Consider the following 2004-nt stretch of genomic DNA (forward strand, 5'->3'; position numbering starts at 1 on the left):
TTGTGCTCCTTGCAAGTTTGAAAGTCCAGGAATCAAAGACTGTAACTCACTACTATTTTCTTGCGAAAGCTGGCTTTGAGCCAAAGCGAGTAGTGCACCACTGCCTCCGGCTGCTTGCTCAGTGGATACTGGTAATTGGCTAGTTAGCATGTCTGTTAATGGAGACGACTCGGTGTTCAAGCTGCTGCCGACCATGTCCATCAGGCCACTTTCTTTACTTTTTTGAGTGACTGAATCTAAGAATGCGTGCGCACTACCAATGTTGATTGATAGGAGTGCTAGAGTTAGGAGTGTTTTACGCATAGTACCTCCAAAGGTTGAGCGTTTTTTAAAAGTGATTTTATTTTTAAAGGCTATCAGAGTGAAAGGTTCAGAGGTGAGAAAGTCTATTCAGTTTAGACAAAAAAACGGCGCTAGTGCGCCGTTTTATTTAATCATAATTGAAAATGGTTTCAATTAGATAATATCTAATAGTTCTACTTCGAAAACTAAAGCTGCAAATGGAGGGATAGCCGCACCAGCGCCACGCTCACCGTACGCAAGATCTTGTGGTACGTATAGCTTCCACTTAGAGCCAACAGGCATTAGTTGTAGTGCCTCTACCCAACCTTTGATTACACCTGTAACAGGGAATTCAGCAGGTTGACCGCGAGATACAGAGCTATCGAATACAGTACCGTCAGTTAGCTCACCGTGGTAGTGAACGCGAACTGAGCTTTCTGCTGTAGGAACTGCACCAGTACCTTCAGAAATGATTTCGTACTGAAGACCAGAGTCTAGAACGTTAACTTCAGGTCGTAGAGCGTTGTCTTTTAGGAACGCTTCGCCTTCTGCTGCCGCAATTTTTGCTGCTTCTTGGCGAGCTGTTTCTGCACGAGTGTGAAGTTCTTGTAGTGCTTTGTTGATTTCATCAATTTCGATTGATGGCATGTCACCAGTTAGTGCTGTTGCAATACCTGCTGCGATAGCATCAACGCTAAGACCTTCAAGACCAGAGCCTGCAAGTTGCTGACCCATTTGCAGACCAATGCCGTAGCTTGCTTTTTGTTCTGCAGTTTCAAATTTAATTTCAGACATGAATGTCGCTCTTATTAGGAGTGATAAAGGTAACAGGATATCAGTTTCGAGCTTAGGTTTAAATGATTGCGACTGAATGCTTAATTGAGGCGGCCAGGTTGTGACTTATCTCTTACTCCAAGTGAAATTTCTGCTAATTTAATCCCAATTCCATTTTAGTTTGGTGAAAAACATATACTCTCCGCGTCGGTATTTTTATACTGACCGTAGAAGTATTAAGGGACTCATTACAATGAATCGTCGCAGAAAGAAAAAGCAGCAAGTCGACTATGTCGAATTGGTTAAACAAAAATTCGCTGCTATCGACTGGAAGCAGCCGTTCAACAAAGAGCAATGGTTGGAGCGTATACAGCCTGTTAAGCAGTTTTGGTTGCGTCTGCCTAAATTTCATCAGCGTGCTTTGATGGTCTTAGTGCCATTGATTCTGGTACTCCTTGTTATTCCTTTGCCAAATAAAACAGATCAACCAGTTGAGCAGACTGAGGTCGATCATCAACGCGTAGCGATTGAGCTGAACGCGCAGAGTTTAAGCCAGCAGAGAACCTCTCAGAACTCTGGACCGAAATCTGAAGATTGGAAAGAGTACACGGTTAAAAATGGTGATACATTAGCGCAGGTTTTCAGAAGTAATCAGCTCTCTATGGCGGATCTTAGCGCTCTGGTCAAAATAGAAGGCAGTGATAAGCCGCTAAGCCAAATAAAGCAGGGACAGTTGATTCGCTTTAAGCTTAGTGACGAAGGCGAGTTAGATATGCTACAGCTGGAAAAAAGCGGGCGGTCCGTTATGTTTTTCCGTTTGTCGGATGGGACCTTTGGGCGTAACAAGTAAACGCTTCAAATGAAAAGACGCGAATATATCGCGTCTTTTTAGTTAGTTTTTTAATTCGATTAGTTTTCATAGTAACCAATCGAATTGAAACTTATAGC

General features: G+C 42.9%; 3 protein-coding genes. 1 reads left to right on the top strand and 2 read right to left on the bottom strand.

What is annotated here, in order from left to right:
* Positions 1–303, bottom strand: a 303-nt coding sequence (locus tag CAG68_RS22290) for a DUF2780 domain-containing protein (protein ID WP_237667826.1), incomplete at its 3' end; no start/stop codon positions are given.
* A gap of 153 nt (positions 304–456) precedes the next feature.
* Complete coding sequence (locus CAG68_RS02625) at positions 457–1077, bottom strand: FKBP-type peptidyl-prolyl cis-trans isomerase (RefSeq protein ID WP_005383137.1); 621 nt, start codon at positions 1075–1077, stop codon at positions 457–459.
* 232 nt (positions 1078–1309) lie between these two features.
* On the opposite strand from CAG68_RS02625, the gene CAG68_RS02630 reads away from it, so the two are divergent.
* Positions 1310–1906, top strand: a complete 597-nt coding sequence (locus tag CAG68_RS02630; RefSeq protein ID WP_017820296.1) for a LysM-like peptidoglycan-binding domain-containing protein — start codon at positions 1310–1312, stop codon at positions 1904–1906.
* Positions 1907–2004 lie beyond the last annotated feature (98 nt).

The sequence above is a fragment of the Vibrio sp. V42_P2S4T144 genome (assembly GCF_009904715.1).
GTDB lineage: Bacteria > Pseudomonadota > Gammaproteobacteria > Enterobacterales > Vibrionaceae > Vibrio > Vibrio alginolyticus.